This window comes from Paenibacillus sp. FSL R5-0713, assembly GCF_037973325.1.
Lineage (GTDB): Bacteria > Bacillota > Bacilli > Paenibacillales > Paenibacillaceae > Paenibacillus.
Genome location: NZ_CP150229.1, coordinates 2523444 through 2542121, shown reverse-complemented (window position 1 = coordinate 2542121; position 18678 = coordinate 2523444). Strand labels below are relative to the sequence as shown.

At 46.7% G+C, this 18678-nt stretch carries 17 protein-coding genes; all 17 read right to left on the bottom strand.

Annotation, left to right across the window (positions count from 1 at the left end; all coding sequences use genetic code 11):
• Positions 1–73: 73 nt before the first annotated feature.
• Positions 74–1753 (bottom strand): ribonuclease J, encoded by a 1680-nt coding sequence (locus MKZ12_RS11590; protein ID WP_062833839.1) that lies wholly within the window; start codon positions 1751–1753, stop codon positions 74–76.
• A gap of 476 nt (positions 1754–2229) precedes the next feature.
• Positions 2230–3108 carry a 4-hydroxy-tetrahydrodipicolinate synthase gene (gene dapA, locus MKZ12_RS11585; protein ID WP_339241657.1) on the bottom strand — a complete coding sequence of 293 codons (879 nt, stop codon included), beginning with the start codon at positions 3106–3108 and terminating at the stop codon, positions 2230–2232.
• Positions 3109–3155: 47 nt separating this feature from the next.
• Complete coding sequence (dapG, locus tag MKZ12_RS11580; RefSeq protein ID WP_339260466.1) at positions 3156–4373, bottom strand: aspartate kinase; 1218 nt, start codon at positions 4371–4373, stop codon at positions 3156–3158.
• Between the two features lie 376 nt (positions 4374–4749).
• On the bottom strand, positions 4750–5346 hold the full coding sequence (locus MKZ12_RS11575; RefSeq protein ID WP_062833836.1) for a dipicolinate synthase subunit B: 597 nt from the start codon (positions 5344–5346) through the stop codon (positions 4750–4752).
• Positions 5343–6242, bottom strand: a complete 900-nt coding sequence (gene dpsA, locus MKZ12_RS11570) for a dipicolinate synthase subunit DpsA (protein ID WP_339260465.1) — start codon at positions 6240–6242, stop codon at positions 5343–5345. The genes MKZ12_RS11575 and dpsA overlap by 4 nt, the downstream gene beginning before the upstream one ends.
• 157 nt (positions 6243–6399) lie before the next feature.
• Entirely contained in the window at positions 6400–6846 is a 447-nt protein-coding gene (gene dut / locus MKZ12_RS11565; RefSeq protein WP_339241652.1) for a dUTP diphosphatase, read from the bottom strand.
• Entirely contained in the window at positions 6806–8089 is a 1284-nt protein-coding gene (locus MKZ12_RS11560) for a pitrilysin family protein (RefSeq protein WP_076326816.1), read from the bottom strand. The genes dut and MKZ12_RS11560 overlap by 41 nt, the downstream gene beginning before the upstream one ends.
• A 99-nt stretch (positions 8090–8188) precedes the next feature.
• Positions 8189–9184, bottom strand: a complete 996-nt coding sequence (locus tag MKZ12_RS11555) for a polysaccharide deacetylase family protein (protein ID WP_339260463.1) — start codon at positions 9182–9184, stop codon at positions 8189–8191.
• A gap of 175 nt (positions 9185–9359) precedes the next feature.
• A complete protein-coding gene (gene pnp / locus MKZ12_RS11550) occupies positions 9360–11462 on the bottom strand; it encodes a polyribonucleotide nucleotidyltransferase (protein ID WP_339241644.1) in 2103 nt (700 codons plus the stop codon).
• 259 nt (positions 11463–11721) lie between these two features.
• Complete coding sequence (gene rpsO / locus MKZ12_RS11545; protein WP_056700672.1) at positions 11722–11991, bottom strand: 30S ribosomal protein S15; 270 nt, start codon at positions 11989–11991, stop codon at positions 11722–11724.
• 158 nt (positions 11992–12149) lie between these two features.
• Positions 12150–13076, bottom strand: a complete 927-nt coding sequence (locus tag MKZ12_RS11540) for a bifunctional riboflavin kinase/FAD synthetase (RefSeq protein ID WP_339243024.1) — start codon at positions 13074–13076, stop codon at positions 12150–12152.
• 85 nt (positions 13077–13161) lie between these two features.
• Positions 13162–14085 (bottom strand): tRNA pseudouridine(55) synthase TruB, encoded by a 924-nt coding sequence (gene truB, locus MKZ12_RS11535; RefSeq protein WP_339260461.1) that lies wholly within the window; start codon positions 14083–14085, stop codon positions 13162–13164.
• The gene (locus MKZ12_RS11530) at positions 14079–15056 is read right to left on the bottom strand and encodes a bifunctional oligoribonuclease/PAP phosphatase NrnA (RefSeq protein ID WP_339260459.1); all 978 of its coding nucleotides are present in this window, start codon (positions 15054–15056) and stop codon (positions 14079–14081) included. The genes truB and MKZ12_RS11530 overlap by 7 nt, the downstream gene beginning before the upstream one ends.
• Positions 15057–15075: 19 nt before the next feature.
• The gene (gene rbfA, locus MKZ12_RS11525) at positions 15076–15435 is read right to left on the bottom strand and encodes a 30S ribosome-binding factor RbfA (protein ID WP_062833829.1); all 360 of its coding nucleotides are present in this window, start codon (positions 15433–15435) and stop codon (positions 15076–15078) included.
• A 25-nt stretch (positions 15436–15460) separates the two neighbouring features.
• Positions 15461–18046 (bottom strand): translation initiation factor IF-2, encoded by a 2586-nt coding sequence (gene infB / locus MKZ12_RS11520; RefSeq protein ID WP_339241635.1) that lies wholly within the window; start codon positions 18044–18046, stop codon positions 15461–15463.
• The gene (locus MKZ12_RS11515; protein WP_017689142.1) at positions 18039–18368 is read right to left on the bottom strand and encodes a ribosomal L7Ae/L30e/S12e/Gadd45 family protein; all 330 of its coding nucleotides are present in this window, start codon (positions 18366–18368) and stop codon (positions 18039–18041) included. The genes infB and MKZ12_RS11515 overlap by 8 nt, the downstream gene beginning before the upstream one ends.
• Entirely contained in the window at positions 18361–18666 is a 306-nt protein-coding gene (locus MKZ12_RS11510; protein WP_339260457.1) for a YlxR family protein, read from the bottom strand. The genes MKZ12_RS11515 and MKZ12_RS11510 overlap by 8 nt, the downstream gene beginning before the upstream one ends.
• Positions 18667–18678 lie beyond the last annotated feature (12 nt).

Below are 18678 nucleotides of genomic sequence, written 5' to 3'. Positions count from 1 at the left end.
CGAGGAACCGTCCAATATTACTCGTAGAGAAGGGGCGACTGTGTGCCTGAATATATGTTTTGTTTAGCCTATTTTAAACTTCCATAATGATTGGCAAAATCATCGGTCTACGACGAGTTTGCTCATACAGGAAGCGTCCCAAAGCATCTTTAACATTTGTTTTGAGTGAAGCCCACTCGTTAACGTTCTCACTCATCAACTTCTGCAATGTGCTGCTAACGATCCGGTTGGCCTCATCAAGAAGTCCTTCCGATTCACGTACATACACAAATCCGCGAGAGATGATGTCAGGACCGGAAACAATTTTTCCATCCTGTTTGCTCAGTGTAACCACGACAACAAGGATACCATCTTGTGACAACAATTTGCGGTCACGCAGTACAATGTTACCCACATCGCCTACACCCAAGCCGTCGATCAATACGTTACCTGCAGTGACTTTACCTGCTCTACGTGCTGCTCCACCTTGAATTTCAATCACTTCACCGATGTCCGTGATGAAAATGTTTTCCGGTTCAACGCCTACAGATTCAGCAAGAACCGCGTGGCGACGCTGCATACGGAATTCACCGTGAATTGGCAAGAAGAATTTCGGTTTCATCAGGTTGAGCATCAGTTTCAACTCTTCCTGGCTACCGTGACCAGATACGTGAACACCACTGTTAGCACCGCTGTAATGCACGTTAGCGCCCAGACGGAACAGTTCATCAATCGTACGGCCTACATATTTTTCGTTACCTGGAACCGGTGTTGCCGCGATAATGACAGTGTCGCCTGGCAGGATGTCCACTTTACGGTGCGTGGAACGAGCCATACGTGTCAGTGCTGACATTGGCTCTCCTTGACTTCCTGTGCAGAGAATCACGACACGATCTGCAGCCATCTTGCCTACTTCTTCAGGTTCAATGATCATGCCATCCGGAATCTCAAGGTAACCCAGTTCAGAAGCAATACCCACCACATTCACCATGCTGCGTCCAATAACTGCAACTTTACGTCCAGTCACTTCTGCTGCATTGATCACCTGTTGGATACGGTGTACGTTGGAAGCAAATGTCGCTACGACAACTCGTTGACTTGCTTTACGGAAGATATCTTCCAGAACGATACCCACATTTTTCTCCGATGGTGTGAATCCAGGTTTCTCAGCGTTCGTACTGTCAGACAACAGCGCAAGCACGCCATTTGTTCCGATCTGTGCCATACGCTGAAGATCTGCATATTGACCATTGACTGGCGTGTGGTCGAATTTGAAGTCACCTGTGTGAACAACTGCACCTTCCGGTGTTTCGACACATACACCAACAGAATCCGGAATACTATGATTAGTAGCGAAGAACGAAGCTTTCAATGCAGTTCCAAGTTGAATCTCGGAATCCGCATCAATCAGAATACGTTTTGTTTCACCTAGCAAATTCGCTTCTTTCAACTTGTTCTCTACAAGTCCAAGCGTAAGTCTTGTTCCGTATACAGGAACATTCAGATGTTTGAGAACATATGGCAGACCACCAATGTGATCCTCATGTCCGTGAGTAAGGATAATTCCTCTTACTTTGTCACGGTTCTCAGTCAGGTAAGAAATGTCAGGGATGACAATATCAATACCAAGCATATCTTCTTCAGGGAATTTCAGACCAGCATCTACGACTACAATGTCGTTGGCGTATTGGATGACGTACATGTTTTTACCAATCTCGCCTACGCCGCCCAAAGCAAAAATCATCAGTTTATCGTTATTATTTTTCTTAGACAAATGAATCTAAACCTCCTATGGTAGTTGGACGTCGTACCTTATTATTTATTGTAAGTTAAGAAAAGTAGTCCATACATCACATGCCCATCTATTGGGATGAATGCAAAAGAACACCTTTATTCACGATATTTGGAAGAAGTTCTTCGAAGTTATTCCCTTTTACCAACAAGTTGGAGTTGAAAATTCCCTCTTAGCCGTTCCTTCCTTTTTCACCGCAAAGCCACACCACGAAACGATGTCGCTTTCAATTTCAAAAAAATACCGCACCCAGTCACTTGACATCATTATACATGATTAAAAACAAAAAAAACAAGTCACTCTCTCGTTAACCTGTAGGTTTCCCCTTAGCAATGGAAAAGAAACCTCACATTACTCGTAAAAAAAGAACCGCTGCCTCTATGAAGAGGAGCGGTTCTTTTCCTGATCTGAAGATATTCCCATGATTAATAAAATAGTTCCATATACAACCAAAATGTTTACAAATTAAGCAGACCTTTGATATACACCTGCTCCTCTTCCGTTGGCGGAATAAGAGGCAAACGTACAGAGCCAACGTTCAAACCACGCAATGTCAGTGCATATTTTACCGCTACCGGGTTCGGTAGAGGCTGTGGACACTCGAACAGGCCTTTAAACACAGGGAACAGCTGTTGATGAATCTGAGCGGCCTGAAGAGGTGCACCGCCATAGAAGGCGTCAATCATTTTCTTCATTTCTGCCCCTACGACATGACTCGCCACGCTGACAATTCCATGTGCTCCAACCGCAATCGCCGGCAAGCCTGAAGCATCGTCACCGGAATAGACTCTGAAATGTTCTGGAGCACTTGCTGCAATCAGCGTAACCTGCTCTGTAGAGGCACATTCCTTCGTAGCGACGATATTCGGGATTTCTGCAAGACGAAGCGTTGTTGCTGCTGACAGGCTGGTTACTGTACGCCCAGGCACGTTGTACAGCATAATTGGCAGCTTGGTAGAGCCAGCAATCGCTTCAAAATGTCTGAACAAGCCTTCTTGGCTTGGTTTGTTGTAATACGGAACAACCAACAATATGCCATCCACTCCGGCACGTTCAGCTTCCTGTGTCAAATGGATGGAATGTGCCGTGTTATTGCTTCCCGTTCCGGCTATAATTTTGCACCGGCCGGCTGCATGTTTCACTGCAAATTCGAATAATTGAACTTTCTCAGTATCACTAAGTGTTGGAGACTCCCCTGTTGTTCCGGAAACTACGAGCGTCTCCGACTTTTGATCTACAATCAGATAGTCGATTAGACGTGCCGTTTCCTCCCAATGAATCTCTCCTTGTTCATTGAACGGAGTGACCATTGCTGTAATCAATCTTCCAAAGTCCAATTCGATTCCTCCTTCAAAACAGGTTTGGCTCCTCTAACTTCAGTTATTTACAAATGAAGTTCGAATGAGGCGTGAAGTGCCCTCAGGGCCTGAACCATATCTTCTTTTTTTACGAGTACCCAGATCGTTGTATTCGAATCTGCTGATTGCAGGATCTGAATGTCAGCCAGTGTCAAGGACTCGACGATTCGAGCCATAATTCCGGGTACACCATTAATGCCTCCGCCGATGACGGACACTTTGGCACAACCGGACAGGCTTTGTGGCTTGAGACTTATCTCCTGCAATACTTGTATGGCTTTCTCGGAATCACTGTCAAAAACCGTATAGACAACTCCCGAGGGGGTAACATTAATAAAATCAACGCTGATCGAATTCTCAGCCATGGTTTTGAACACTTTTAGTTGCAGCCGATCTGCACCACCAGGTACATCCACCGTAATTTGCGTGACATTGCTCACGTAGGCGATACCTGTTACATAACGGTCAACAATGCCTGTCTGCACATCCCGAAATCCTTCCGGATGCGTGACCAGCGTTCCTTCCGTGTCTGCAAAAGTAGATCTTACCCGCACTGGAATCTGGGATTGCATGGCAATCTCGACCGCACGTGGATGGATTACCTTGGCCCCGTGGTGGGCCATATTACAGATCTCGGCATAACTCACAACAGTCAGCGGACGCGCATCCTCAACAATTCGCGGATCGGCTGTGAGTATCCCGTTCACATCGGTGTAGATATCCACCATTTCAGCACGTAATGCTGCACCAAGCGCTGTAGCAGACGTATCACTTCCCCCACGACCCAATGTCGTGAAGTCTCCGTTCTCCGTCTGCCCCTGGAATCCGGTTACAATAACGACACGACCGAGCTGCAGCTGCTCCAACACACGAACAGGACGGACATCCAATATCCGGGCATTCCCGAAATTGTCGTCCGTCACAAAACCTGCTTGTGCACCGGTCAGCACTGTAGTTGGAATGCCTTCATGTTCGAGTAAACTGCTCAAAGTCGTCGCCGATATGATTTCACCACAGCACAGCAGTAAATCCTTTTCGCGTGCGGATAGTGCGTTTCCGTTCTGTGCAGCCCAGTCCAGCAACGTATCGGTCGCATATGGCTCGCCTCGGCGTCCCATCGCAGACACAACAATGACTAGACTCAATCCTGCCTCAAGTTCACGTTTAACGTGACGGAGCACATGCTCTCTCGCCTGAACAGTGGAGAGAGACGTGCCTCCGAATTTCTGTACCATGATACGCATCTTTATTCCTCCATTTGTGTACGCAAGAAGACTGGACACGGGTCAAATCAACAAATGGATCACTCTAGGGAGCGTTCTGATGCGATAATTTCAGCATTTTATACGGCATTCCATGCCACTCTTTGTTTTTTTGTAATTGTCTTAGACAATCACAACTCAAAGGTGGCGGTTGTTATCGAGATCATGACGCATACATTCACAATAGACCTCTCCCGCTTGCTTAACCTTTACTGCCCGCAAGCAGGAATGCCTTATAGACAGGAACGTGGACACAAGTAGCTGTTCAATCCAGCATATCGTCCCCCATGATTTTCTTTGTCTCTCAAACCCTTCATTTCTCCAAGCGCATAAACGTTGTCACCGAATCATTGATCTCTTAAGCTTGTGAAGAACGCTCCACAATCATCGGCTGCAACTGTTTGCCCTCAAGGGCACTCCAGCAAGCCTCTGGAATCAATTCCATTTTGGCGACTAACGAGTTTGGTTTCTTCACTGGATCGTCCTGCCCAAATGGCACAAAATACAAGTATTTGGCCACGAGCAATTTGGCGATATTCGCAGCATTCAAGCCCAGACCGTCATTCGTGGAAATGGCAAGTACAAGTGGACGCTGATTGCGCATCTGCGCTTTGGCTGCCATCAGCACTGGACTGTCGGTCATCGCATTAGCCAGCTTGCTTGTTGTATTCCCTGTGCATGGAGCAATCACCAGCACATCAAGCAGCTTGGAAGGCCCTAATGGCTCCGCTTCAACAATTGTAGAAATGATATCATTACCTGTTATATCTTTCAACTGTTTTTGCCAATTTTGCGCCGTACCGAAGCGTGTATCGGTCGTCAGCACCGAATTCGAAATAATCGGAATGACATTGGCACCTTCAGCCACGAAGCGGCTAATAACCGGCATAACCTCTTCAAACGTACAATGAGAACCCGTAATTGCATAACCTACCGTTTTTCCCTGCCAGTTCATGATTTAACCTCCCGTGCGTTCTGTTCTTCCAAAAGCAAACGGATCAACGCGTCGGCAATAATGCCGCCAGCCGTTTTGGGAGCAACAATGCCGGGGAGGCCAGGCGCAAGTAGCGCTTTGATACCGCGTTTGTCTGCATACCTGAAATCACAGCCGCCAGGAGCGGATGCGAGGTCGATAATAACAGCCTTTTGCGGCATTCTGGACAGGATTTGTGCTGTGATTATCATAGTCGGTATCGTATTAAAAAGCAAGTCAACTTCCCCGGTTTGAGCGGCCAAATCCGTTGTCATGAAAGGCTTCCAGCCCATTATTGTAGCGCGAGCAGCATCCTCTTCCCGCCTGATTCCCACCCGTACATTTGCTCCAAGTCCCTGCAGTGTTTTGGCCATTGTGAATCCTGTTCGACCAAGGCCAAGCACAATACATTCCGAACCATGGATTGTGAAGTCCGTCTCCCGAATTGCTATGGCGATGGCTCCCTCAGCTGTTGGAATGGAGTTGTATAGTGCAATATCATCACGATCAAGTACTTCAACAAGTCGCAGCCCATTTTCAAGACAAAGTTCGCGCAAGTAAGGCTTAGCCATACCTGTGAACACAATACAATGCTCCGGTAATGCTGCAATATGTTCCTTTTTCAAATAGATCGGCGTGTCACTAAATGAAGTACTCACTTTTCCCTGGTCATCGCAACCGACAACAGGCAGTACCAGTACATCTGCGGAAGCAAATACTTCGTCCTCCAGTTCCTGATGCTCAATCCCCGGAATGGAACGCTCTATTTTATCGAAACCCACCACACTTACCGTTGCATCCAGCTCTGCGCACTTTTGAATGACTTCAAGCTGCCGCGCATCTCCGCCCAGGACTACAATCCGGACTCCGGTCAGCATCGGGACGTCACTCCTTTCACCACATGTATGCCTTATCGTATGCAGGGGCCCACAGCGGGGTGAAAACAATAATTGCATTCAACCGTACGTTTCTCAAATGTAAAAAAGAGCCGCCCCTGTCAGGGACGACTCTAAAGAATGGGTATATATACGCTGTTTATTTCCCGGTATGACCAAATCCACCTTCACCGCGTACCGTTTCTGAAAGTTCCGTCACTTCCGTCAATTCAACCGCAGGCACCGTCTGGAAGACGATCTGTGCGATGCGCTCTCCCCGTACAATCGTGAAGGGTTCCTGACCCAGATTGATCAACAGTACTTTAACTTCTCCGCGATAGTCCGCATCAATGGTACCCGGTGTGTTGAGGCAGGTAATTCCATGTTTGAAAGCCAGTCCGCTCCGAGGACGAATCTGTGCTTCCAATCCAGCTGGCATTGCCATTGCCAGTCCTGTTGGAATCAGCGTACGCTGACCCGGCTGCAATACAACATCTTCCTGAAGTGCAGCTACGACATCAAAGCCGGATGCCAGCTCCGACATTTTTTGAGGCAGTTTAATATCTTCATTGCCCGGCAGTTTCTGTATTTGAACGTAATGCAACAAAATCATCCCTTCTCAACCCAGCGATCGTCTTATCCGAAGCGCCAACCATGGCAAGTGCAAAAGGCTCGGCAAACATCAGATCAAGTACCGCGTTAATATCGTCCATGGTTACTTGCTCAATTTTGGTAATCATCTCATCCAGCGTATGGTGTCTGCCTAGCATTAGCTCGTTTTTACCCAGACGGTTCATGCGACTGCCTGTGCTTTCCAAGCTGAGAATCAGGCTTCCCTTCAGCTGTTCTTTTCCTTTGCGGAGTTCATCTTCGGACAAGCCGTTTACAGCCAGGTCGCCCAGAACCTCTTTGGTGAGGTCGAGCACTTCTTTTGTCTGTTTCGGTGCTGTACCCGCGTATATCGTGAACAGTCCGCTGTCTGCATGAGAACTATGATAGGAATACACGGAGTATGCAAGTCCCCGTTTCTCGCGTATTTCCTGGAACAGTCTGGAGCTCATGCCTCCACCAATAGCGTTATTCAGAACAACCATAGCGAATTGAAGCGGATCTCCGATTTTACAGCCTGGGAACGAGATACAGATATGATTCTGTTCCGTTTTCTTTTTGTGGAAGAGCTGTCCGCTTTGGAACGCCGGCATCGTCACCGCTTCTGTTACTCCATTAACATCAAAAGCACCAAAATGCTTCTCCATCAGATCAATTACACTGTCGTCAATATTACCCGCAATACTAATGACCGTGTTCTCAATTGTGTAGTGCTCCTTCATATATGCACGCAGATGGCTGGAATCCATCGCTTTGAGACGTTCTTCCGTACCCAGGATAGGGTATGCGAGCGGATGCTCACCATAAGCGGCCAAGGCCATCAGATCATGAACCATATCATCAGGCGTATCTTCATACATTGAGATTTCTTCCAGGATGACGTTTTTCTCCTTGATCAATTCACCATCATCCATTTTGGAACGGAAAAACATATCAGATAACACATCAACAGCAATCGGTAAATGTTCATCCAACACTTTTGCATAATAACACGTGTATTCTTTGGAAGTGAACGCATTCACGTTACCACCAATCGCATCGAACTGTTCCGCAATCGCCTTGGCATCATAACGATCTGTTCCCTTAAATAACATGTGTTCAATAAAATGTGATACTCCGTTACTTGCAGGTTGCTCATTACGCGAACCTGTCTTGACCCATATTCCGAAAGACACAGAACGGCAGGTCGGTATCTGTTCCATGACAACTCTGAGGCCATTGCCCAGCTGAATTTTTTTCATGGTTGGCCCTCCTACATCTCTATAATTGCCTTGATCTCAACCTTGAAATTGAAATCGACATTTGGTTCCAACTTTTTGATATTAACAAAAAAACAACGTTCACTCAACCGCAGACGTGTTTACACGTTCCGAAGACAACGTCTCACTTACCGTTCCGAGCACGAGACCTTTGGCCCGAATGGATTGAATCATACCCTTTAAAGCTCCCGAAGAAGCAGCTGTAGGGTGCATTAGAATTAACGTGCCTGCCTCGGTATTTTTCGCAATTTTGGCAACAACGGCATCCGGGCTTGGTTTACGCCAATCTACAGTATCTACTGTCCATAACACGGTCTGCAATCCCATGGAAGAAGCAATATCAACGGTCTTCTGATTAAAGTCACCTGAAGGCGGAGCAAACCAGCGATTCTCTACCCCCAGTGTTTTATGGAGCAGATCCTGCGTTTTACTAATTTCCAGCTTGGCTCGTTCTGCGCTCAATCGACTCATATTCGGGTGAGAATACGCATGATTGGACAGCTCATGCCCTCGTTTCTGAATTTCCTTGGCCAGTTCAACGTTTTTGCTTAACCAACTTCCATCCAGAAAAAAAGTGGCTTTCACTTTCTCTGCATCGAGCGTATCCAGCATCGGTATGATATATTCGTTCCCCCACGCGACATTAATCATAAAAGAAACCATCGGTTTGTTCGCATTTCCCCGATAGATCGGATGTGCACCCAAATCTTTAAGCTGAATCGCCGGTTCAATCTGACGGTAGATATAAGCAATTTTGGTATTCAACGTTCCACTCAGTGCCTTACGGTATGTCGCTTCCACATCAATCTCCATGCCATTATAGCCAGGAATCGCTTTCCATACCCGATCTACCCTGGCATTTACCGGAGCAATTTTTGTCTCAGCCGCTTTATCCCGAATCGCCGACAACAGCGCATCTTCTCCCGTTGCTTCCTTGAACATGTCAAAAGCATTTTGCGTACCTGGCCCATCACGGATCTCCGTAATGTATGTACGTACACTGCCAACTTGTCCGATCAACATGACCGCAGTCACACCTGCCAGAACAGCCGCCAGCTTTTTGGATTGGTTTCCCACAGCTCCATCCTCCCGCCGTCTTTGTCCCCATCATATGAGGACAAGGGCAGGAATATGAATACTAAGCCATGGTTTCATCCTTGTTTTTCGTATTTAAACGTTAAAAAAAGAGCCAGAAATTCACATTCTGTCTCTTCATTCAATCTATCCATTTATAACCTGTTGCTTCGGTATCCTAGGATTGAGCCGGAGCTTCAGCAGTCAAAACCGCTTTACGGGACAAGTTGATTCGACCTTGTGGGTCAATTTCCGTTACTTTTACCGTAATGGAATCACCGATGGCTACAACATCTTCCACTTTGGCAACACGTTCTGTTGACAGTTGTGAGATGTGCACCAGACCTTCTTTGTTTGGAAGTACTTCAACGAATGCACCGAATTTCTCAACGCGTTTTACTTTACCGACATAAATCTCGCCGACCAATACTTCGCGTACAATACCTTCGATAATCGCTTTGGCTTTATCATTCATCTCCTGGTTGGAAGAAGCGATAAAGACACGTCCATCCTGTTCAATATCAATTTTAACACCGGTTTCTTCGATGATTTTATTGATAATTTTACCACCTGCACCAATAACATCACGGATTTTGTCCGGATTGATATGCATCGTTGTAATTTTAGGCGCATATTGTGATAACTGCTCACGTGGTGTATTCATCACTTCAGTCATTTTGCTCAAGATGTGCAAACGACCTTCTTTGGCTTGAGCCAATGCTTCAGACAAAATTTGACGATCAATTCCATCAATTTTGATGTCCATTTGAATCGCAGTTACACCTTCAGGTGTTCCGGCTACTTTGAAGTCCATGTCGCCGAGGTGATCTTCCATACCTTGAATATCACTCAGAATGGATACATGATCTCCGTCTTTGATCAGACCCATAGCTACACCCGCAACTGGAGCTTTGATAGGTACACCTGCATCCATCATAGCTAGTGTGCTGGCACAGATACTTGCCTGGGAAGTTGAACCGTTGGATTCCAGAACTTCTGATACCAGACGAATCGTGTATGGGAAGTCTGTTTCGGAAGGGATTACTTTGGAAAGCGCACGCTCACCCAGAGCACCATGTCCGATTTCGCGACGGCCTGGAGCACGCAATGGACGAGCTTCACCTACGCTGAATGGTGGGAAGTTATAATGATGCATGAAACGTTTCGTTTCTTCAAGGCTAATTCCGTCCAAAATTTGAACATCGCCAAGTGCACCAAGTGTACAGATGCTAAGTGCTTGCGTTTGACCACGTGTGAACAAACCTGAACCATGCGTACGTGGCAGCAGGGAAGTATCACATTCGATTGGACGAATCTCAGCAAGACCACGTCCATCTGGACGAACTTTATCATGCGTAATCAGACGGCGCACTTCTTCTTTAACGATATCGTGCAGAACTTCCTTCACGTCTTTAAGCAATTCAGGACTTTCAATATATTTCTCTTCAAAGTGAGCAACCGTTTCGTCATTCACTACATCGATTGCATCTTGACGAGCATGCTTCTCAGCAATTTTAACAGCTTCAACCAGACGAGCACTTGCGAAATCACGCACACTGCTGTTGACTTCAGCATTAACGGCATGCAACTTAACAGCCATTTTTTCCTTACCGGCAACTTGCACGAGTTGTTCGATTACCGCAACAATGTTTTTGATCTCGTCATGTCCGAACATGATTGCTTCGAGCATCACTTCTTCAGGTAATTCGTTTGCTTCAGCCTCAACCATCATGATGGCATCCTTAGTTCCTGCAACCACCAGTTCAAGTTCACTGATTTCAAGCTGTGCAATCGTTGGGTTAATGATGAATTGGCCATCAATGCGTCCAACTTTTACGCCACCAATCGGTCCGCTGAATGGAACATCCGAAATGCTCAATGCTGCTGATGTACCAATCATTGCAGCGATTTGCGGTTCGCAATCCTGATCCACACTCATAACAATATTCAGAACTTGTACATCATTCCGGAAGCCTTCCGGGAACAATGGACGAATTGGACGGTCTGTCAGACGGCTTGAAAGAATTGCTTTCTCACTCGGTCTGCCTTCACGTTTAATAAATCCACCCGGGATTTTACCTACGGCGTACAATCTTTCTTCATAGTTCACCGTTAATGGGAAAAAGTCCAGATCTTTCGGCTCACTTGATGCTGTCACGGTACACAATACAACGGTATCCCCGTATGTTACCTTAACGGCAGCATTAGCCTGCTTGGCCAAACGCCCAGTCTCAAGCGTAAGCTTTCTTCCACCAAGCTGCATTTCAACACGCTGTTCCATGAAACCCCTCCTTTTATTCGTTCCTAATTCAATGGATTCTGCATATTCACAGTATTTCCTGCTTGTCCTGCATTCATTAGCTATGTATGGATCTTTCAACATGCTAACCTGCACAACAAAAGCTCCTCACGGAGCCCCATCTACAAATATATGGCAACATGTTCATCTACAAAACAACCCGGCTGTAAGTTCCGCTTGTCCTTTTAGACAAAAGAATGACGGATAACAGCCAGGTTGGTTTTGAAAACATGTACGATAATTAACGACGCAATCCGAGTTTTTCGATCAGTGCGCTGTAACGTTTAACATCTTTGTTTTTCACGTAAGCCAAAAGCTTACGACGTTGACCTACCATTTTCAAAAGTCCACGACGTGAGTGGTGGTCTTTCTTATGCGTACGCAAGTGGTCTGTCAAACTTCTGATGTTTTCCGTAAGGATAGCAACTTGCACCTCTGGAGATCCTGTATCGGACTCGTGAGTTTTGTGCTCGTCGATCAGTTGTTGTTTACGTTCTTGAGTCAATGCCATCCTGTTCACCTCCTTCAATATAATCGCCATTAGCCTCGTCACCGCCGGTGAGAGCAAGCAACCAAGCCAAGGTTAATGTTGTCTCATCGACAACGTAGTACAGTATATCATAATTGCCTAGTCAAAGTAAATGTAAACATGCATTTAATCCAGAACCTTTAAGATAACAGGCGACCGGCGGTTAATGCATCTTCACGAATCTGACTAATCAATGCATCAATAGAGTCGAACTTTCGTTCTGCACGAATATAGTGAACGAGCTCAACCTTTAGTTCCTGGTCATACAAGTGTCCGTCAAAATCAAGCAGGTGCACTTCAAACGTAGGTTTCATCCCGCTTTCGTGAAACGTAGGTTTCACACCGAGATTCATTACGCCATGCAGTTCCTGTTCGCCATACTGCACACGAACAGCATAAACACCCTTCGATGGAGTAACGTAATGATCCGTGAGTTCAAGGTTGGCTGTGGGAAATCCAATCGTTCGTCCACGCTTCTCCCCGTGAATGACGGTTCCTCTGATGCTGTAAGGTCTGCCAAGCCACTGACTGGCCTCATCCATCTCCCCACGCTTCAACAGGCCACGAATGAGAGAACTGCTCACTTTTTCACCATTCAACAAGAAAGGAGGAACGGTTTCCACCGTCATCTCTCCTTCTCCCAACGTACGAAGAAGCTGTTCGTCCCCTGCCCCCTTATGACCAAAACGGAAGTCAAAACCCACAACCGCTGTTCGTGTTTGAAGAGGAATCAACAGGTCGTGTACAAATTGCTGTGGAGTCAACCGTGAGAACTCTTCATTGAACTCCACCACATAAAGTACATCAACGCCCATTCCTGCCAGGATGTCTTCTTTATCTCTCAAGGGAGTTAGATAACCCTCGTAATCCCCTTTGCGCATAACTTCCTTCGGATGTGGATGAAAGGTCATGACCGCTGCCTGCATGCCCGTTTCCCGCGCAATGCGGACAGCTGACAAAATGACACTTGCATGTCCGAGATGCAGTCCGTCGAATTGACCAATTGCAAGCACTTGGGGAAGTGCGCCCAGCTCAGTCGAATGTAACGTCTGCGGATAGGTTAGCATTACGGTTTTCACAATCATTCACCTGCATTTCACTAGATAGGCCAGGCTTGAGCATTACCACTACAACTCCAAGCCCGATACCTCTTTATTCCGGCAAAAAGACTTTAACTGCCCTCACCGTTGGTTTTAGTTCATCCCGTTCAAATATCCCCAGAAACGTACCATCCTGAGCATACAACCGTAATAAACCTGGTTGCTCTACTGGCGGTTCCAGAAGACGTGCAGACAGCTTCTGACCTTGAAGTGCTCCTTTGGCCTGTTCATCTCCAACCTTGTGGGCCGGAATCGAAGCAATGGCCTCGTCAACAGGAATCAGCGCCTCCGCCAAAGTTCCCTCAGCCATAAGTTGTTCCACTTCTTCAATACGAAGACAATGATCTGCAGTGATACCTGCCGATATCGTACGCTCCAGTCGAACCATGGTCGATGGATATCCGAGTTGTCGACCGATGTCTACACACAATGTACGTATGTAGGTACCTTTTGAACACAAGGCGCGGAAAGATATATCGGTCGTATCGCCTTGAGTTTCAATCCCTGTAAGCTCAAGCTCATAGATTGTGACCTCACGGCTCTTACGCTCTACCGTCTTCCCTTCACGAGCAAGCTCATAAAGACGTTTGCCGTCTACCTTTACCGCAGAATACATGGGAGGAACCTGAGAGATCGTGCCCAGAAACTGCTCAAGCACCTGTTGAACCTGAACCTGTGTGACTTCCACCGGTGTTTCAGCACGCTCAATGACTTCCCCTGTCATGTCCTCTGTGTCAGTAGACAGTCCCAATCTAAGCGTAGCCAGATATTCCTTCGGAAGCTCCTGCATGTATTCTACGACGCGTGTCGCCCGTCCAAGACAGAGCGGCAGGACGCCTGTAACTTGTGGGTCCAGTGTGCCCGTATGACCAATGCGCTTCATCTTGAGAATGCGACGCATCTTGGCTACAACATCATGAGAAGTAAATCCCGCCGGTTTATATACCGGAAGTACACCTTCAAATGGCTTTACCATTGTGAATTCACCTGCTTCAGTACTTTTGCAACAATTTCATCAAGACTGCCTTCGAGACGACATCCGGCTGCGAGCACATGCCCGCCTCCGCCAAAGGTCTGTGCTAATGCAGCAACATCAATCTTGCCAGCCGAACGCAGAGAAACCTTGACGGCGTTCTCGTTGATGACTTTGAAAAAGATACCCACTTCCACGCCTTGAATGTTGCGCGGGTAGTTTACTACCCCTTCAAGATCTTCATTAGCCGCTCCGCAAGCTACCATATCATCAGGTGTAATAACAACCCAGGCTATCTTTCCATCATCTGTCATCTGTAGGCTTGTTAGTGCCTGATTCAAAATTCGAACTTGTGGAAGAGTCACCTGCTCCAGCAAGGTCTGGGCAAGATAAGGTCCATCCACACCATGTTCAAGCAGTCTGGAGGCCGTTGTCATTACATTTGGACTGGTATTGGCATAACGGAAACCACCTGTATCCGTAAGCAATCCTGTATAAACTGCTGTCGCAACATCTTTATCCCATGTTACTTGGAAAAGGTTCAGAAAATCGAATAAAATTTCAGCCGTTGCAGCAGCATCTGACTTAATGATGTTGACAGTACCATAACCGTCATTCGTAGGGTGATGATCGATATTCAAAATAACAGCATCTTCTTCGAAATAATGACGCGTCAAACCTACTCTGGCAAAGTCTGCACAATCCACACAGATAACAGCTTTATATTTTCGCTGCGGTGGTTGTTCGGTCATGTTCACAATGTTGCCTGCTTCCCACAAAAATTGCATGCGATGCGGGATATCGCCTTCATTAATCATCGTGAATGTCTTACCCAGACATGACAGCAGCCAGCCCACCGTTACCGTCGAGCTGACTGCGTCACCGTCCGGCTGTACATGCGACACGACCAGGTAATCATCATGCTCCAGCAGAAATTGCTTTCCGGCCTGGAGCGCCTGTTCATAAGTGTGCATTGCCGTCTCCTCTATTCTGTTACTGGGATTCGTTCTTGTCGGAACCAATATCGCCAAGCAGCTTCTCAATTCGGCTACCATAAGCGATGGATTCGTCAATCTTGAATATCAACTCGGGAACATGACGAAACCGGATACGTTTGCCCAGCTCGGAACGCAAAAATCCATTTGCTTTTGCCAGTGCTTTGAGCGAGTTATCTTTTTGTTCCTGTTCACCGAAGACACTCAGATAAACTTTGGCTTGCGACAAGTCTCCTGTCACTTCGACTCCCGTTACGGTAATAAAGCCGATACGCGGGTCCTTCAGTTCAGACTGGATGAGCAAACTCAATTCTTTCTTGATTTGCTCGCCCACTCTACCTGTACGAATCTTAGCCATTGTTGTTCACCTCATGCTTCCTTGCTTATCGTTGTACTGTCTCCATAATGAAGGCTTCGATAACGTCGCCCTCTTTGAGATCATTATATTTATCCAGTGTGATACCGCACTCATAGCCTTGGGCTACTTCTTTGGCATCATCTTTATAACGTTTCAGGGAATCCAGCTTACCTTCGTAAAGGACGATGCCGTCACGAATCAGGCGTGCTTCCGCAGAACGCGTAATTTTACCTGAGGTAACCATACAACCAGCGATGGTACCCACTTTACTGATGGAGAACGTGCTACGAACCTCAGCATGACCGATAACTTTTTCTTTGTAGATCGGATCAAGCATTCCTTTCATCGCTTGTTCAATTTCTTCGATAACACTGTAGATTACGCGATGCAGACGGATGTCTACTTGCTCTTGATCTGCAGTTGCTTTCGCCTGGTTATCAGGACGAACGTTGAAACCAATTACGATGGCATTGGATGCTGCAGCCAAAATGATGTCGGACTCAGTGATTGCACCAGCGCCGCTATGAATGATTTTCACGCGAACACCTTCAACTTCGATCTTAGCAAGGGAACCTTTCAATGCTTCAACCGAACCTTGTACGTCACCTTTGATGATAACGTTCAGATCTTTGATCTCGCCATCTTTAATGTGTTGGAACAGATCATCCAACGTTACGCGAGTATGTGTCCCCAGATCGGATTCACGTTGCGTAATCGCACGTTTGTCAGCGATGGAACGCGCCTTGCGCTCATCTTCAAACACCATGAATGGATCTCCAGCACCTGGAACTTCTGTCAGACCTGTGATTTCGACAGGTGTTGAAGGTCCAGCTTCTTTCAGACGACGACCTTTATCATTGACCATCGCACGGACACGACCGAAGCAGTTACCTGCTACGAAAGCATCTCCGACTTTCAATGTACCGTGCTGTACGAGGATACGGGCAACTGGGCCACGTCCTTTATCCAGCTCGGCTTCGATCACTGTACCACGGGCACGTTTGTCCGGGTTCGCTTTGTATTCGTTCACTTCTGCAACGAGCAGAATCATTTCAAGCAGACCTTCCAGACCCATTCTTTGTTTCGCAGACACGTTAACAAAGATGGTATCTCCGCCCCATTCTTCCGGAACGAGTTCATAGTTAGTCAATTCTTGTTTTACTTTATCCGGATCAGCACCCGGTTTATCGATTTTATTGACAGCTACGATAATTGGAAGCCCAGCAGCTTTGGCATGGTTAATGGCCTCAACCGTTTGTGGCATAACACCGTCATCCGCAGCAACAACAATAATTGTAATATCCGTAACCTGTGCTCCACGCGCACGCATCGCTGTAAACGCTTCGTGACCCGGAGTATCTAGGAACGTAATTTTCTTGTTGTTGATTTCAACTTGATACGCACCGATGTGTTGCGTGATTCCGCCTGCTTCGCCGCCTGTTACATTCGTAGAACGAATCGCGTCAAGCAATGTCGTTTTACCATGGTCAACGTGTCCCATGATGGTTACTACTGGAGGACGAGACTGCAAATCTGCAGGATCATCATTCTCTTCCAGTGTTTCGAAACGGTCATCTTCGAGCACAATCTTCACTTCAACTTCGACACCGAACTCTCCAGAAAGCAGCAGAATTGTTTCGATATCAAGTTCTTGGTTGATTGTTGCCATAACACCCATCGCGATGAGTTTTTTGATAACTTCGGAAGCATCCTTATGGAGCAACTTCGCTGTTTCACCAACGGTCATATCACCACGAACGATGATTTTCTTAGGTGTGTTATCAATTTTCTCACGTTGCTGGTACTGTTGTTGATTTCTGTTGCGATTGTTCTTGCCACCACGGTTACCACGATAGTTGCCACCACGATTGTCATCATAACGACGTCCACCGCCACCGCTGTTTGAACGGTTGCCACTATTGTTATTGTTGCCAGTAGTACCACCTGGGCCACTTCTGCGTTGGCCTTGTCCTTGGCTCTGACCTTGGCCACCGCTACGGTTGCCGCCAGTACCTGTATTACCGCCGCTGTTAGGTCCTGAAGTTCTTACTTGACCGCCACCGCTGTTATTTGGACGTTGACCCGTTCCTTGCGGACGGGATGCAGTACTGCTTTGTCCACCTTGAGCCGGTCTTGGACGGTTAGTTGATTGTCCTCCTTGGCTTGAGCCTTGGGAAGAGTTCGTTCTGTTGCGACTGTCTTGGCCGCTGGGTCTTTGGGTGCCATTGTTATTGTTGGAATTTGGTCTATTGTTCATACCTACCTGCTTTTCCTGTTGTATTTTTGTTTGTACGGGACTACCGGATGTGTTACTGCTATTCGGCGTGTTCACTCCGCCGGCCGGCTTGTTGCTGTCCACTGGTTTGTCACTGCGTACTGCCGAAGTAGCAACTGGTTTTGCTTCGTTGCCTTTTTTGGAAGCAGCAGTGGATTTTATATCTTTAAAAAATTGTTCCACCTTACCGACTGAACCATTCTCCATGACACTCATATGATTGTTTACGGGAATTTCCAGCTTTTTAAGAATGGTTATAATTTCTTTACTACTCATATTAAGGGACTTCGCATATTCATAAACTCGCAATTTATCCTTGTTTTCCTGTTTACTCAATATACTCCACCTCCGACATTATACCGACTTGCTTGGAGATCATTTTTGCAAACCCTCGATCCGTTACTGCAAGAACAACACGCGTGTCTTTACCGATACTTGAACCCAGACTATCCCGGTCAAATCCGATCAACAGAGGAACCTTATAAGTTCCGCATTTATCGCGAAATTTCTTTTGTGTATTGGCTGAGGCGTCACCCGCAACAATAACCATTTTAGCTTCGGAAGAACGGATCGCTTTAAGTACAATTTCTTCACCTGTTACAAGTTTACCTGCACGCATAGAGAGTCCCAGATAAGACAGCGTTTTAATATTAGTCATTTTCACGCTCCTGTGCTGCTATGAATTCATCCTCAACCGCGATGAAGTCAGCTGCTAGTTGCTCGTAAATTTCAGGTGAGACTTTGCCTTTTAACGCCCGATCCAAAGCCCGGTTTTTGAGTGCGAGCTTAAAACAGGACTCTTTGCCGCATAAATAGGCACCACGTCCGGATTTTTTGCCAGTCAAATCGATCAGCACTTCATCCTCTGGCGTTTTAACGATGCGAATCAGCTGCTTTTTGGGCATCATTTCCTGGCATGCCACACATTTGCGCAGCGGCACTTTTTTTGGTTTCATACGTCAGCGCCC

Coding starts and splice junctions, on each gene's coding strand:
- dapG (WP_339260466.1), bottom strand. CDS start 4,373: ATGCGTATCATGGTACAGAAATTCGGAGGCACGTCTCTCTCCACTGTT.
- MKZ12_RS11575 (WP_062833836.1), bottom strand. CDS start 5,346: ATGAACTGGCAGGGAAAAACGGTAGGTTATGCAATTACGGGTTCTCAT.
- dpsA (WP_339260465.1), bottom strand. CDS start 6,242: ATGCTGACCGGAGTCCGGATTGTAGTCCTGGGCGGAGATGCGCGGCAG.
- MKZ12_RS11560 (WP_076326816.1), bottom strand. CDS start 8,089: ATGAAAAAAATTCAGCTGGGCAATGGCCTCAGAGTTGTCATGGAACAG.
- pnp (WP_339241644.1), bottom strand. CDS start 11,462: ATGGAACAGCGTGTTGAAATGCAGCTTGGTGGAAGAAAGCTTACGCTT.
- rpsO (WP_056700672.1), bottom strand. CDS start 11,991: ATGGCATTGACTCAAGAACGTAAACAACAACTGATCGACGAGCACAAA.
- MKZ12_RS11540 (WP_339243024.1), bottom strand. CDS start 13,076: ATGCTAACCTATCCGCAGACGTTACATTCGACTGAGCTGGGCGCACTT.
- truB (WP_339260461.1), bottom strand. CDS start 14,085: ATGGTAAAGCCATTTGAAGGTGTACTTCCGGTATATAAACCGGCGGGA.
- MKZ12_RS11530 (WP_339260459.1), bottom strand. CDS start 15,056: ATGCACACTTATGAACAGGCGCTCCAGGCCGGAAAGCAATTTCTGCTG.
- rbfA (WP_062833829.1), bottom strand. CDS start 15,435: ATGGCTAAGATTCGTACAGGTAGAGTGGGCGAGCAAATCAAGAAAGAA.
- MKZ12_RS11515 (WP_017689142.1), bottom strand. CDS start 18,368: ATGACTAATATTAAAACGCTGTCTTATCTGGGACTCTCTATGCGTGCA.
- MKZ12_RS11510 (WP_339260457.1), bottom strand. CDS start 18,666: ATGAAACCAAAAAAAGTGCCGCTGCGCAAATGTGTGGCATGCCAGGAA.